The organism is Polaromonas sp. P4_H1, assembly GCF_056400945.1.
The window spans coordinates 95,466-108,340 of record NZ_JBFUKG010000014.1 but is presented as its reverse complement, the minus strand read 5'-3'; the positions used below and the strand labels follow the sequence as shown (position 1 = coordinate 108,340).

Below are 12,875 nucleotides of genomic sequence, written 5' to 3'. Positions count from 1 at the left end.
TGCAAGGGCGGATAAGCCGCGTAAAAGCGCAGCTTGTCCGGAACGATTGCAAACTTTACTTACGATTGTCACCTTCTCCTACATGGCGGATTGGCCGCGTTTGTTACAAATGGGACTCATCAACAGGAGTCCCTTTGTGGAGAACAACAAACAAGCAGTCGGTCAGCCAGCCAACGAGCCAGCTTTTGGCGATAAATTGCGTCATAGCAAGGCGCTCATTCCGACCATGGCGGTTATGGGCGTGACCGTGCTGGCACTGGCGGCCGCGCTGGTGGTGAGCCGTACCGAGGCGCAGCCCGGCGGTACCGAAGCCATTGCCCAGACCCAGCAGCAGCCAGCCAAAACCGATCACATAGCGACAACCGGCGCCAGGCACGCACCCGTCGTGGTGGCCAAAGCGCCCAAGGCCGAAAGTTGCGCCAATTGCGGCACGGTGGAGTCGGTCGTCGCGGTAGAACGCCAGGGCCAGGTCAACGGCGTTGCCGTTGGCGGCACCACGGTGGGCCTGGGCACCGTCGCCGGCGGTGTCGTCGGTGGCCTGCTGGGCAACCAGGTCGGCGGCGGCAATGGCAAGACCGCCATGACGGTGCTCGGCGTCGCAGGCGGCGCGTACGCCGGCAACACCATCGAGAAAAACATGAAAAAGGTCACCGTCTACCAGACGCGCGTGCGCATGCACAACGGGTCCGTACGCACCCTTGAACATGGGAGCGCGATCGCTATCGGTTCGCGGGTGGTCGTCGAAGGCAACACGCTTCGGCTGGCATCGACCGCATCGGCCGCCGGCTGATTAACCCAGAAAGAACAACACTGTGAACACAACAATCAGACCCCTGCTGCTGGGCGGGCTTCTCGCCCTGTCGGTGCTGGCAGGTGGGGCCGTCCAGGCCGCTACGCCGTACGTGAGCGCCACCGTCGAAGGCGCGCTGGCGCCGGGCGTGTACGGCCGCATTGACATCGGCAATGCGCCGCCGCCTCCGTTGATCTACACCCAGCCCGTCATCATTCAGCGCTCGCCGGTGATGGTGCAGCAGCCGCTGTATTTGCACGTGCCGCCCGGGCATGCCAAAAAATGGTCCAAGCATTGCGCCAGGTACAACGCCTGCGGCCGGCCTGTGTACTTCGTCAGGGTTGATGGCGACGACGACTACGAGCGCGTCAAGTACAACAGGGAATACGGGGAACACAAGGACTACAAGGACCATAAGGAAAAGAAGGACAAGCATCATGGCAAAGGCCATGGCAAGGGCAATCACGACGACTGAGTCGCGACGTTCACGCAGCCTTCATGAAGGTGCCGGTGCCCAGTCACCGGCACCTTTTTTCATGGGCTCGGCGTTTGCGCCTGCAGCCCCGGTCAGCTGCGGTTTTGGGCCGGCATTGTGCGAAGATTGACTGCACTTCAGCAAATTTGAGGAAAAATCAATGAAAGCAATCTGGAACGGCGTAGTGATTGCGCAGAGCGATGACACCGTGGTGGTCGAGGGCAACCACTATTTCCCCGAAACCTCGCTCAACCGCGACTACGTGACGTTCAGCAATCACCACACCATGTGCGCCTGGAAAGGCCAGGCCAGCTACTACTCGCTGCTGGTCAATGGCGAAATGAATACCGACGCGGCCTGGTATTACCCCGACCCCAAGCCCGAGGCGGAAGAAATCAAAGGCCGCGTGGCGTTCTGGAAAGGCGTGAAGATCGAGCCCTGAGTGGCGCGTCGCGCGCGCAAGCTCCCGCAGCCCCGGGGGTGGGTTTACCCTCTGCCGGTAACCACGGTTTCGGCTGGTCAAGCGGTAAAGTAATATGTATACTTATTAAAAATGGCCGATGGTGGCCAGGTTGAATAAGGACTCCGCATGACCCTTCCCAAGCCCGATCCTGCGCTGGTTGAAAAACTCGCTATTGCCAACCGCATCCTGTACGACCAGGGCGTCGTCGACGGTTTTGGGCACGTCAGTGTGCGCCACGACGCATCGCCCTCCCATTTCCTGCTGTCCTGCAACCGGGCGCCCGGTTTGGTGCGTCCCGAAGACATCCTGACCTATGACCTCAACGGCGACCTGGCCGTGACGTCGGACAAGCGTTCCTATCTGGAGCGCTTCATCCACAGCGAAATCTACAAGGCGCGCCCCGATGTGGTGGCGGTGGTCCACAGCCACTCGCAAAGCGTGATCCCGTTTGGCGCCACGGGCCAGCGTCTGCGGCCCATTTTTCACATGAGCGGTTTTCTGGGCAGTGGCTCGTCGCTGTTCGAGATTCGCGATGCTGGCGGCAACACCGACCTGCTGATTCGCGACAGCGGCCTCGGCAAGGCACTGGCCGAGTCGCTGGGCCGGCACAACTGCGTGCTGATGCGTGGCCACGGCTCCACCACGGTGGCGCCCTCCCTGGAGTTGGCGGTGTACCGGGCCATTTATGCCGAGGTCAATGCCAAGTTGCAACTCCAGGCCGCAGCGCTCGGCCCGATCAACTTCCTGAACGAGGAGGAAGCGGCATTGGCAGCAGCCAGCACGGAAGGGCAGGTGGTCAGGGCCTGGGATTTGTGGTCCCGGTCCATCGCGCCGTTCGCCTGAAGCCGGTTACAGCAGCTCGACAACATCAGATCAACAACATGAGTCCCAACATGAAGACACGCATGTCGCTTCGCACTTTCGTGGGTTTGCTGGGCCTGGCCGCCGCCACGCACTTTTTTGCCCCCCAGGCATGGGCAGACACTTACCCTGCCCGTGCTGTCAGGATCATTGTTCCCTACGGCACCGGCGGCGGCTCCGACGTGCTGGCGCGCCAGATCAGCGCACGGCTGCAGACCGTGTGGGGGCAAGGCATCGCGGTGGACAACCGGGCCGGCGCATCGGGCAACATCGGCACCGAGGCGGTGGTGCGGTCCCCGGCAGACGGCTACACGCTGCTGCTGCAAAACAGCACCATGGTGGTCAACCCGGCTGTTTCCGGCAAGCTCAATTACGACCCGGAAAAAGACCTCACACCCATCATGCTGCTAGGACTCACGCCGATTGCCCTGGTCGCGCACCAGGGCACCGGCATCAAGACGCTCAAGGAACTGGTGGACTACGCCAGGGCCAACCCGGCGGCGCTGAGCTACGGCTCCTGCGGCATAGGCACGCCGCAGCATTTTGTGATGGAGCTTGTCAAGCAGAAGTCCGGCGTGAGTGCCACGCATGTGGGCTACAAGGGCTGCGCACCGGGGCTCACCGATGTGGTGGGCGGCCAGGTGCCGCTGGCCATCCTCAGTGCCAACCTGGTGGCGCCGCACATCAAGAGCGGCAAACTCCATGGCATCGGCGTGTCGACTGCGGCGCGATACCCGCTGATGCCCCAAATCCCTTCCTTTGAAGAGCAAGGCCTCAAGCCGCTGGATTTTTCCATCTGGTATGCCCTGATGGGACCGGCCAAAATACCGCCGGAAGTGGTGGCCCGCATTCGCGCGGATGTTCAGAGCGTGTTGGCGGAGCCTGCCATTCGCGAGAATCTCTCGGCCGCAGGCGTGGAGCCCTATGCGGGCAATGGGGCTGACCTGGCCAGGCTGATCAAGGCCGATCTCGCACGCTATGCGCAGCTGGCCAGGTCTGCCAATATCAAGGCCGAATAGTCAAGGCCGAATAGGAAAGTCCGGGAACCCTGCTTTTCGCATTCACTTTTCGCTGCGGCATCGGCTTTTCGGCATCAGGTCTGACGGTGGTTGCCGGCGCAATCACCTGCAGTGATGAGGGTTGTAATGATCGCTGGTAATGATCTGTAAGTAACACAGGACAACATCCCTATTCAGGCCGGTCGGCACAGGCATTGACCGGACTACGGTTCGTGCCTCAGAATCTTCCCATGGCTCTCAAGGAGATTCCGTCATGTTCAAGCATATCTTGGTGCCCGTAGACGGTTCGTCTACCGCTCGTCAGGCTACCGGGAAGGCGATTGCGATTGCCGAGGCGTTCAAGAGCGCAGTGACGGTCATATACGTCATCGATCCTTATGCCTTTACCGGAGTGGGAAATGATTTCTCCTATGGGCAGGCCGAATACCTCAGTGCAGCCACCTCCGAGGCCAATGAAGCGATCAGTGCCGCCAAGCAGGCCTTCCTGGACCATGGCATCACCGTGACAGCGTCCATCGTCGAGGGCCACGCGATTTACCGCGGCATCCTTCAAACAGCGGAATCGGTGGGTGCAGATCTCATCGTCATGAGTTCCCACGGCCGGCGTGGGCTGGAAAAATTGGTGCTGGGCAGTGTCACGGCCCAAGTGCTGTCCCATGCCCATTTGCCGGTGCTGGTGGTACGCGAGTAGTGCATCGAGACCGCCGCGGCGAAAGTTCCCGGTGCCCTTCATGCGGGGGCTGTGTCAGCGGGCTGCCGGATGCCTCAGACCTCCACCACCAGCGGGAACTGCGCCCGCAGCCCGTCCGGAACGGGGGTGAACGGTATGGTGAGCGCCGCTCGGGCATCATCGTCCCGCAGGTTTCGCCATAAAAAATCACGCTGGTTCAGCGGCTCACCGGCCACATAGAGTTGCGTCGTCAGCAACTCGCGGCCGCCGAGCTTGACCTTCACATGAATATGCGGTGCGCGGCTGCCATAAGCCACCGGCCGAATGGTGCGAAAGCGGTACTCGCCCTGCGCATTGACCGTCACCCGGCCAAAGCCCTGAAACGCCTTGTCGATATGACCGCCGTCGCCGGGGTGATCGTAGTGGCCGGCGTGGTCGCATTGCCAGATTTCAACCTGGGCGCCGCGCAGGGGCTTGCCGCTCAGGTCGGTGACCGAGCCTTCGAGCCAGCTTGCCTGGCCTTGCGTGTAATTCAGCGCGCCGTTGCGCAGCAGGTCGAAGTCTGCATCCTGCGGCAGGGTGAGCGGGTAAAACGGGCCTTCGGTCTGGCTGGGGGTTGCGCGCCGCGGCCGGGCCGGCTGGGCGCGGGCGCCCGTCCAGACCACAGGCGAGGCAACCAGCGCCAGCGCAACGGCGCGGCGGTTCCAGCCCGGTGGGGCCGGCCGGTCAGGAGGCTTTGGCTTTAGAGGCATGGCAATTCTCCTATTTCGAAATCCGGAGATCGCGAACCCGCCCGAGCCCATCCCGCTGACGCCGCCAGAGCAGGCGACCTGGAAAAAAGGCACGCAGGAGGCTCAGAACGGCGGCGGGCTTTCGAATTGCATCCATTGTCCGCCCAGCGGATGGGCAAAGGCAAGCAGGCAGGCGTGCAATAACAGCCGGCTGGCACCTGCCGCCACGGCCGGAGGTGCGTAGAGCATGTCGCCAACGATGGGATGGCCCATTGCCTGCAGATGGACGCGCAGCTGGTGCGAGCGGCCCGTCACAGGCTCAAGATCCAGGCGGGTGGTATTGCGCTGCCGATCATGATGCCGGATCTGCCAGCGCGTCACACTGGGTTTTCCGCGTTCGGTGTCGATCACCCGCAAGGGCCGCCGGACCCAGTCCACGATGATGGGTAAATCGATCCGGCCCCAGCCGTCGGGGGAATCAGCGGGCGCTGTGACCAGGCCGTCGACCTCCGCCACATAGCGTTTGTGCACGGCGCGTTCAGCAAAGGCCTTGCTGAGGGCGCGCTGCGCTTCGCGGCTGCGCGCCATGACCACCAGGCCGGAGGTGCCCATGTCCAGCCGGTGCACCACCAAGGCCTCGGGATGCTGCTGCTGCACGCGCGTGCTCAGGCAGTCCTGTTTGTCTTCGCCGCGCCCCGGCACCGCGAGCAGGCCGCTGGGTTTGCGGAGCACCAGAAAAAGATCGTCGGTGTGGACGATTTCCAGTGGTGCAGACAGGGAGTCGGTGATCGGCATCAAGAGGGGCATGTCGCGGTGCGGCGGACTGAGGAATGCCGGCTCTCCCGCGTTTGGCGTTTGGGTGCAGTGTGTGTCAGGTCCGCGGGGGCGGAAAGTTGTGCACGGGCGGGCTGGCACGCCGGTTTTCGCGCAGCATGAAGAGGTAAAGACTTTCGACCTTCTCGCGCGCCCAAGGTGTCTTGCGCAAAAACTTCAGGCTCGATGCTACGCTGGGTTCGCTGGTGAAGCAGCGGATATTGATGCGCTGCCCGAGGTTTTCCCAGCCGTAGTGATCGGCCAGCGCGGTGACGATGGCTTCCAGTGTGACGCCATGCAGCGGGTTGCCCGGCTGCGGTGGAACGGCCGGAGGCGCAGCGGAGGAGGGCGCAGCCATGGTTGGCCTACTTTTTCAGCTTGCCCCGCAGCGGTACCTGGGTCACGATGGTCGGGCGAACCGCATCGGGTGACACCGGTTTGGGTGGTGACGAGTCCTTCTTGGGCTTCTTGACCATCTTGTTGCTGTTCTGTTGACCTTTTGCCATGGCATTCTCCGGTTAGATTGAGTCCTGATTATCAATGCAACTTTATGCGTGGCCGGTGCGTCCGGTCAATCATTTCAGACAGTGTGATCAGCATGGTTTTCTTCAGGCCCCCGAGTGCCAGCTGGTGCTGTTTGTGCAGCGCCCAGTACATCAGTTTGGCCAGCTGGCCCTCGACGAAAAAGCTGCCATGGGAGAGGCTGCCCATCAGGCTGCCCACCGACGAATATTCGGCCAGCGACACCAGCGAGCCCTGGTCCTTGAAGACAAAAGGCGCCACTGTCTTGCCCGCGCCCAGCAGCGGCAGCGCCCGGGTCAGGTACATGGCCTGCTGGTAGGCGGCCTGTGCGCGCGGCGGCACCCAGGTGCCATCGGGCTGCTGGCAGGCGGCGCAATCGCCAAAGGCATAAATGCTCGGGTCGCGCGTGGTCTGCAGATTGCCGTTGACCATCAGCTGGTTGAGCCTGCTGGTTTCCAGCGGCTCCGTGCCGTCGGGCCCCGCGCCGATGGTCTTTAAAAAATCGGCGGCCTTCACGCCGGCCGCCCACACGGTGATGCTGGACGGCACCACCTTGCCGCTGGCCATCTTCAGGCCGTCCGCGGTGACCTCAACCACTTTCTCATTGGTGTGCACTTCAATTGCCAGCTTGCGCAGCTCGCGCAGGGCCGATTCGCTCAGGCGTTCCGGCAACTGCGCCAACAGGCGCGGTGCAGCCTCCACCAGCACAATCTGCAAATCCTTTTCGGGATGAATATGGTCAAAGCCGTAGTTGGCCAGCACGCGCGCTGCGGCGTGCAGCTCGGCCGCCAGCTCCACGCCGGTGGCGCCGCCGCCCACAATCGCCACCGTCAGGCGCCCGCTGCCGGCCGTGCGCGGCACGGTTTGCGCGCGGATGAAGGCGTTGATCAGGCGGTCATTGAAGTGCTGGGCCGCTTTCGGGCTGTCCAGCTTGATGGTGTGCTCGGCAGCGCCGAGTGTGCCGAAGTCGTTGGTCTGGCTGCCCACGGCAATCACCAGCGTGTCGTAGCCCAGTTGCTGGGCTGGCGTGATCTCGCGGCCCGATGCGTCATGGCTGGCGGCCAGCTGCAGGGTTTTGTTCTGGCGGTCAATCCCGACCAGGCTGCCGAGCCGGAACTTGAAGTGGTTCCAGCGGGCCTGCGCCAGGTATTCGATTTCTTCGGCATGCGTGTCAAAGCTGCCAGCTGCCAGCTGGTGCAGCAGCGGCTTCCAGACATGGGTGCGCGCCGCATCCACCAGGGTGATTTCGGCCAGCCCTTTTTTGCCCAGGCGTTTGCCCAGTTGGGTAGCCAGGGCCAGCCCTCCCGCGCCCCCGCCGACGATGACGATGCGTTGCATAAAATTTCCTCCTCGGCCCAGGGTCTGTTGACCTTGTTCGTTGACCTTGTTATGTATGACGCCATATTAACTGGCTGGCTTCAACCTGCGCGCAGCCCGCGCTCAGTCCACGGTCTGCCGGTAGCGCTTGAGGGCCACGAGCCCGGCCACCAGCATGAAAAGCGCGATGGGCCACAACTGCGCCGATACTTCCACGATGCCGTTTCCCTTGAGCATGATGCCGCGCACGATGCGCAGGAAGTGCGTGAGCGGCAGGAGCTCGCCGATGGCTTGTGCCCAGGCCGGCATGCCGCGAAACGGAAACATGAAGCCGGTCAGCAGCATGGACGGCAGGAAAAAGAAAAACGTGAGCTGCATGGCCTGCAGCTGGTTGCGTGCGATGGTGGAAAACGTGAATCCCACGGCCAGGTTGGCCGCGATGAACAGCACCAGCACAACCGAGAGCAGCGCCAGGCTGCCGACCATGGGCACGTCGAAAAGCAGCCGCGCGGCCACCAGGATCACCGTCACCTGCACGTAGCCGATCAGGATGTAGGGCACGATCTTGCCGAGCATGACCTCCAGCGGGCGTGCGGGCGTTGCCAGCAGGTTTTCCATCGTGCCGCGCTCACGCTCGCGCGTCATCGCCAGCGAGGTCATCATCACCATGGTCATGGTCAGGATCACGCCGATCAGGCCGGGCACCACGTTGTAACTGGTCAGGCCCTCCGGGTTGTAGCGGCGCTGCACGCGTATTTCGAACGGCGCCTCGGCCGGGCGCAGCGAAGCCAGCGGACCGTACAGCTCGCGGCCAATGGCGCGCTGGCCGATGCCGTTGAGCGCCGCAATGGCGTTGCCCGTGGCGGACGGATCGGTCGCATCGGCGGCGAGCAGCATGGCCGGACGTTCGCCGCGCAGCAGCTTGCGCGAGAAGTCCGGCGGCACCACGAGGACGAACTGCACCTCGCCGGTGGCCAGCAAGGCATCGCCTTGCGCCTCGCTGGCCAGCCGGTGGGTGATGCGGAAGTATTCCGAGTTCTCCAGGCCCGCCACAAAGCTGCGTGAGAACTCGCTCTGGTCGGCCACCACTATGGCGGCGGGCAAATGTTTGGGGTCGCTGTTGATGGCGAAGCCGAACAGCAGCAACTGGATGATGGGCACGCCCACCATCATGCCGAAGGTCAGGCGGTCGCGGCGAACCTGGCGAAATTCCTTGATCAGGATGGCGAGAAAGCGGGACCAGCTCATGCCACTGCTCCTGTTTTTTTGCCGGTCTTTTCTTCTGCAAAATTGTCTTTTGCGTCCTGCATGAGCGCAATGAACACGTCTTCCAGGCTGGGCTCGATAGCCTCGGCCGCCAGCCCTTCAAAGGGCAGCGCGGCCAGCGCATCTTCGATAGCCTGCGTGCTGGAGGCGCTGATATGCAGCGTGGAGCCGAAGGGCGCTACCGTGCGAATGTCCTTGGCTTCGCGCAGGCGATGTGCCACATCAATCAGGTTGGCGCCCGAGACGGCCCAGGTCACGAGCCCGGCGCCGGCGATCACCTCGGCCACGGTGCCGCGCGTGAGCAGCTTGCCGTAGGCGATATAGGCCAGCTCATGGCAGCGCTCGGCTTCATCCATGTAGTGGGTGGAGACCAGCACGGTCAGCCCGGCGGCGGTCAGGTCGTGGATCTGGTCCCAGAAGTCGCGGCGTGCGGCCGGATCCACCCCCGCGGTGGGCTCGTCCAGCAGCAGCAGCCGGGGGTCGTGGATCAGGCAGGCCGCCAGCGCCAGCCGCTGCTTCCAGCCGCCCGACAGCGCGCCGGCCAGCTGGTCGCTGCGCGTGGACAGGCCCAGTCGCTCCAGTGTTTCGCGCACCCTGCGGGGGCGGTCCTGCACGGCGTAGACGCTCGCAATGAAGTCAAGGTTTTCCGCGATCGTCAGGTCTTCATACAGGCCGAAGCGCTGCGTCATGTAGCCCACCTCGCGCTTGATCAGCGCGGCCTGGGTGCGGATGTTGTAGCCCATGCAGGTGCCTTCGCCCGCATCGGGGGTGAGCAGGCCGCACAGCATGCGGATGGTGGTGGTCTTGCCGCTGCCGTTGGGGCCGAGGAAGCCGTAGATGCGGCCTTTGGGAACGCGCATGTCGAAGTTGTCGACCACCACCCGGTTGCCGTAGCGTTTCGTCAGGCCCCGTACGTCAATCAGCGGGGGCGGATCGACCTCGGCGCTCATGGGGTAACCTCCGCGCGGCTCATGGCGCCCGCCCCGCGGCTTTACCCGCCAGGCGTACCTCCAGCGGCTGGCCCGGGTGCAGGCGTTGCGCGTCGGGCAGGCCGGGTTGCGCCTCGACCATGAAGACGAGCTTGGCGCGGTTTTCCTTGCTGTAGATGAGGGGTGAGGTGTACTCGGCCTCGCGCGCGATGAAAGTGATTTTTGCCGCCATCGTGGCGCCGCAGCCGTCGCACTGCAGCTGCACCGCCTGACCGATGGCGATGGCGCCGAGCTGGTTTTGCGGCAGGAAAAAGCGCGCCTTGATATTGGCCGGCGGCAGCAGGGTCAGCACGGCCGCGCCAGCGGGCACCCATTCGCCTTCGCGGTACAGCACGTCGACCACCTCGCCCGCCACCGGGGTGCGCTGGGTTTTCTGGTCGACCCGCCAGCCCGCCTGCTGCAGTTGCGCCTGGGCGGCCTTGACCTCCTGTTCGGCGGCACTGATCTCGGGGCTGCGCGCACCCTGCATGGCCTGGCGCAGTTGCGCGTTCAGTTCATTGACGCGGCCCTGGTCGCGCGCCACCGCGGCGCGGGCCTGGTCCAGGCTGGCTGGCGAGAGGAACTGCTGCGCCACCAGGCGGTTGCTGCGTGCCAGTTCGGCGGATGACAAGGCCAGCGCGGCCTCGCCTTGCGCCAGTTGCGCGCGGATGGCTGCCAGTTCATCGGGGCGCTTGCCCTGGCGCAGATTGGCCAGGTTGTCCTGCGCGCGCGCCACCCGGAAAGCGGCCTCCTCGCGCGCGGCCCGTTCACTTTCCTGCTCCAGCACGAAGGCGGCCGCCGATGCGGGCGCCGCATCGCCGCGTTTGAGGTGCAGCCGGGCCAGGGTGCCGCTGATGGGTGCCGCCAGCCGGACATATTCGGCCTCGGCATAGCCGGGGAAGGTGTCCGTCTGCTTGCTGTCGCATGCCGCCAGCAGGCAGGCGGCCAGCAGGGCGCAGGTGCAGTACCGCAGTGTCTTCATCGTGTGCCCCTCATGTCTCTTGTGTCCCCGGAAGTCGGCGTCAGCCCGCGCAGGGCAAACTCGATGCGTTGGGCCAATGCCTCCTCCGAGAGCACCATCTGGGCCACGGCCTGCGCGCCCGGGTTTTGCTGCAGGGCCGTGGCAGCCAGCACGGGGGCCGCGACGGCGCCAGCCATGAAGGCGATGACCTGGGGCACCGGGGCCTTGACCATGCTGCCTTCCCACTGGGCCTCCTGGACCAGCGAGGCAATCACTTCGACATGGCGTGGCAGGTTGGCCTTGAGGAAGTCGGCGGCCAGCGGCTCGCCATTCATGGCGTCGCCCATGATGCGCACCAGCAGGCGGCCGTTTTTTATGCCAAAACTGCCCAGCACGCCCAGCGCGTCGCGCAGGTTTTGCATGGGTGGGTGCGCGGGATTGACGCGCAGCGTCAGCGCCGAAAACATCTCTTCGTAGGTGCGCTCCAGCACCGCCTTGATGAAGTTCTCTTTGGTCTTGAAGTGGTAGTGGAACATCCCGAGGTTGACGCCCGCATGCTGCGTCAGCCGCCGCACCGACAAACCGGCGCAGCCGGTGACGGGCAACAGCTCCAGGCCGGCGTCAAGCAGCAGCTGGTCGATGTACTGGGAGGGGCGCACCATGCGATTATTATACGTTCGTATAGTAATTGGTCAACCCGAATTGGCGACAATCGCCGGGCCCTATGTCCCTACACAGCCTCCCCGTTTACACCGCCTCCGATCTCTTTGACCAGCGAGCCTTCATGCGCATGTGGTTTGCGCGGCTGTTTGCCACCACGGGCAACCAGATGCTGATGGTGGCGGTGGGCTGGCAAATGTATGAGCTGACCGGCAGCGCCTGGGATCTGGGTCTGGTCGGCCTGTACCAGTTTGTGCCGGCGCTGCTGTTCACGCTGATCGCCGGCCATGTGGCCGACCGCGCGCACCGCGGCCGCATCATCGCCGCCTGCCTGGTCGCCCAGGCCGCTATGGCGCTGTTGCTGGTTGCTGCCACACAGGGCTGGGCGCACCCGGGCACGTCGTCGAGCTGGGTGTCGCGTGAATTGCTGCTGGGGGTGTCAGTGGTGCTGGGTGTGGCCAGGGCCTTCCAGATGCCGGCGCAGCAGGCCCTCACCCCCATGCTGGTGCCGCCTGCCATGCTGCCGCGCGCCATGGCCTTCAGTTCGGCCGGCATGCAGGCCGCCGTGATGGGCGGGCCGGCGCTGGGGGGCGTGATCTTCGTGGCTGGCGCCACGGCGGTGTATACCGCCTGCGCTGTCCTTTTCGCCACGGGCTGCGTGCTGATCGCGGTCCTTCGCTACGACCATGTCCCGCCGCCGCGCGAGCCTGTCTCGCTGCGCACGCTGCTGGCCGGTGCGGAGTTTGTGTGGCAACGCAAGGCCTTGCTCGGCGCGGTGTCGCTGGACCTGTTTGCCGTGCTGCTGGGCGGCGCTGTGGCGCTGCTGCCCATGTTTGCCAAAGACATCCTGCACGTGGGGCCCTGGGGCCTGGGCTTGCTGCGTGCTGCACCGGCGGTGGGCGCCTTGCTGACTTCGGTGGTGCTCGCGCGCTGGCCGCTGGTGCGGCGCGTCGGGCATACGATGCTCGCGGCGGTGGCGCTTTACGGGGTGTGCATGGTGGTGTTTGGCCTGTCCACCAGCTTTGCACTGTCGCTGGGAGTGCTGGCTCTCTCGGGCGGCGCGGACATGGTGAGCGTGGTGGTGCGGCAGACGCTGATGCAGATCGAAACACCCGACGCCATGCGCGGCCGGGTCAGTGCGATCAACTCGGTGTTTATTGGCGCGTCCAACCAGCTCGGCGAGTTTGAGTCAGGCGCAACGGCCGCGCTGCTCGGCCCCGTGGGCTCGGTGGTGGCCGGCGGCATCGGGACCTTGCTGGTGGCCGCGTTGTGGCTGAAGTGGTTTCCCGCGCTGGCTCACCGCGACCGGATGACTTCCTGAGGACGTAGTGCCCGGCATCCGGCATCTACCGGATGCGT

16 protein-coding genes are annotated in these 12,875 nt (G+C 64.4%); 7 read left to right on the top strand and 9 right to left on the bottom strand.

What is annotated here, in order from left to right:
• The first annotated feature begins 136 nt into the window (after positions 1 to 136).
• The 6 genes from AC1DS5_RS18185 (at position 137) to AC1DS5_RS18160 (ending at position 4,299) form a co-directional block, all read left to right on the top strand.
• The gene (locus AC1DS5_RS18185) at positions 137 to 790 is read left to right on the top strand and encodes a glycine zipper 2TM domain-containing protein (protein ID WP_477719653.1); all 654 of its coding nucleotides are present in this window, start codon (positions 137 to 139) and stop codon (positions 788 to 790) included.
• A gap of 22 nt (positions 791 to 812) precedes the next feature.
• The gene (locus AC1DS5_RS18180; protein WP_477719652.1) at positions 813 to 1,265 is read left to right on the top strand and encodes a hypothetical protein; all 453 of its coding nucleotides are present in this window, start codon (positions 813 to 815) and stop codon (positions 1,263 to 1,265) included.
• Positions 1,266 to 1,425: 160 nt separating this feature from the next.
• Positions 1,426 to 1,707 carry a DUF427 domain-containing protein gene (locus AC1DS5_RS18175; protein ID WP_477719651.1) on the top strand — a complete coding sequence of 94 codons (282 nt, stop codon included), beginning with the start codon at positions 1,426 to 1,428 and terminating at the stop codon, positions 1,705 to 1,707.
• Positions 1,708 to 1,854: 147 nt separating this feature from the next.
• Positions 1,855 to 2,571, top strand: a complete 717-nt coding sequence (locus AC1DS5_RS18170; protein ID WP_477719650.1) for a class II aldolase/adducin family protein — start codon at positions 1,855 to 1,857, stop codon at positions 2,569 to 2,571.
• Positions 2,572 to 2,633: 62 nt separating this feature from the next.
• Positions 2,634 to 3,608: a Bug family tripartite tricarboxylate transporter substrate binding protein gene (locus AC1DS5_RS18165; protein WP_477719649.1), complete on the top strand. Its 975-nt coding sequence runs from the start codon at positions 2,634 to 2,636 to the stop codon at positions 3,606 to 3,608.
• 253 nt (positions 3,609 to 3,861) lie between these two features.
• A complete protein-coding gene (locus AC1DS5_RS18160) occupies positions 3,862 to 4,299 on the top strand; it encodes a universal stress protein (protein WP_477719648.1) in 438 nt (145 codons plus the stop codon).
• Positions 4,300 to 4,373: 74 nt separating this feature from the next.
• Here the strand turns inward: AC1DS5_RS18160 and AC1DS5_RS18155 are convergent, their stop codons facing one another.
• The 9 genes from AC1DS5_RS18155 to AC1DS5_RS18115 form a co-directional block, all read right to left on the bottom strand.
• Positions 4,374 to 5,030, bottom strand: coding sequence for a dioxygenase family protein (locus tag AC1DS5_RS18155; protein WP_477719647.1), 657 nt, complete (start codon positions 5,028 to 5,030; stop codon positions 4,374 to 4,376).
• Positions 5,031 to 5,132: 102 nt separating this feature from the next.
• A complete protein-coding gene (locus AC1DS5_RS18150; protein ID WP_477719646.1) occupies positions 5,133 to 5,816 on the bottom strand; it encodes an RluA family pseudouridine synthase in 684 nt (227 codons plus the stop codon).
• A gap of 64 nt (positions 5,817 to 5,880) precedes the next feature.
• Positions 5,881 to 6,180 (bottom strand): VF530 family protein, encoded by a 300-nt coding sequence (locus tag AC1DS5_RS18145; protein WP_477719645.1) that lies wholly within the window; start codon positions 6,178 to 6,180, stop codon positions 5,881 to 5,883.
• Between the two features lie 7 nt (positions 6,181 to 6,187).
• The gene (locus tag AC1DS5_RS18140) at positions 6,188 to 6,328 is read right to left on the bottom strand and encodes a hypothetical protein (protein WP_198140941.1); all 141 of its coding nucleotides are present in this window, start codon (positions 6,326 to 6,328) and stop codon (positions 6,188 to 6,190) included.
• 31 nt (positions 6,329 to 6,359) lie between these two features.
• Entirely contained in the window at positions 6,360 to 7,682 is a 1,323-nt protein-coding gene (locus tag AC1DS5_RS18135) for an NAD(P)/FAD-dependent oxidoreductase (protein ID WP_477719644.1), read from the bottom strand.
• Positions 7,683 to 7,784: 102 nt separating this feature from the next.
• Positions 7,785 to 8,909, bottom strand: a complete 1,125-nt coding sequence (locus AC1DS5_RS18130) for an ABC transporter permease (protein WP_477719643.1) — start codon at positions 8,907 to 8,909, stop codon at positions 7,785 to 7,787.
• Complete coding sequence (locus AC1DS5_RS18125; protein ID WP_477719642.1) at positions 8,906 to 9,877, bottom strand: ABC transporter ATP-binding protein; 972 nt, start codon at positions 9,875 to 9,877, stop codon at positions 8,906 to 8,908. The genes AC1DS5_RS18130 and AC1DS5_RS18125 overlap by 4 nt, the downstream gene beginning before the upstream one ends.
• Positions 9,878 to 9,896: 19 nt before the next feature.
• Positions 9,897 to 10,877 carry an HlyD family secretion protein gene (locus tag AC1DS5_RS18120; protein ID WP_477719641.1) on the bottom strand — a complete coding sequence of 327 codons (981 nt, stop codon included), beginning with the start codon at positions 10,875 to 10,877 and terminating at the stop codon, positions 9,897 to 9,899.
• Entirely contained in the window at positions 10,874 to 11,518 is a 645-nt protein-coding gene (locus AC1DS5_RS18115; RefSeq protein WP_477719640.1) for a TetR/AcrR family transcriptional regulator, read from the bottom strand. Before AC1DS5_RS18115 ends, AC1DS5_RS18120 begins: the two co-directional genes overlap by 4 nt.
• Positions 11,519 to 11,580: 62 nt before the next feature.
• On the opposite strand from AC1DS5_RS18115, the gene AC1DS5_RS18110 reads away from it, so the two are divergent.
• Positions 11,581 to 12,837 (top strand): MFS transporter, encoded by a 1,257-nt coding sequence (locus AC1DS5_RS18110; RefSeq protein ID WP_477719639.1) that lies wholly within the window; start codon positions 11,581 to 11,583, stop codon positions 12,835 to 12,837.
• Positions 12,838 to 12,875: the final 38 nt, after the last annotated feature.